The sequence below is a fragment of the Amycolatopsis kentuckyensis genome, from assembly GCF_002155975.1.
Classification (GTDB): Bacteria; Actinomycetota; Actinomycetes; order Mycobacteriales; family Pseudonocardiaceae; genus Amycolatopsis; species Amycolatopsis kentuckyensis.
The window spans coordinates 1-742 of sequence record NZ_MUMI01000810.1; the positions used below are offsets into that span (position 1 = coordinate 1).

Genomic DNA, 742 nt, shown 5'->3' on the forward strand with positions numbered 1-742 from the left:
GCGCGGCACCGTGCAGAAGGCCAGCCGGATCCGCCAGATCACGGCCACCAAGACCCGCGAGTCGCTGCAGATCGCCGCGCAGCTCACGCAGGTCCAGGAGGTCGACGTCACGAAGATCGCCAAGCTGCGGCAGCGGGCGAAGGCGGGCTTCAAGGAGCGCGAGGGCGTCAACCTGACGTTCCTGCCGTTCTTCGCGAAGGCCACGGTCGAGGCGCTCAAGCAGCACCCGAACGTCAACGCGTCCTACAACGAGGACACGAAGGAGATCACCTACCACGGCGCCGTGCACCTGGGCATCGCGGTGGACACCGAGCGCGGGCTGCTCTCGGTCGTGATCCACGACGCGGGCGAGCTGAGCCTGGCCGGTCTCGCGCACCGGATCGCCGACCTGGCGGGCCGCGCGCGGGCGGGTCAGATCAAGCCGGACGAGCTGTCGGGCGGCACCTTCTCGATCACGAACATCGGCAGCGTCGGCGCGCTGTTCGACACGCCGATCATCGTGCAGCCGCAGTCGGGCATCCTCGGCACGGGCGCGGTCGTCAAGCGCCCGGTCGTGATCGCGGACGCCGACGGCAACGACACGATCGCCGTCCGGTCGATGGCGTACCTGCCGCTGACCTACGACCACCGCCTGGTGGACGGGGCCGACGCGGGCCGCTTCCTGACGACGATCAAGCAGCGCCTGGAAGAGGGCAACTTCGAGAGCGAACTCGGTCTCTGAGTCACCCTGACGAAGGCCGCC

1 protein-coding gene is annotated in these 742 nt (G+C 69.3%); it reads left to right on the top strand.

The window, feature by feature from the left end; all coding sequences use genetic code 11:
* A partial coding sequence (gene sucB / locus CCN39_RS48195) for a 2-oxoglutarate dehydrogenase, E2 component, dihydrolipoamide succinyltransferase (RefSeq protein WP_086853910.1) occupies positions 1 to 721 on the top strand: 721 nt, incomplete at its 5' end.
* Between the last annotated feature and the right edge of the window lie 21 nt (positions 722 to 742).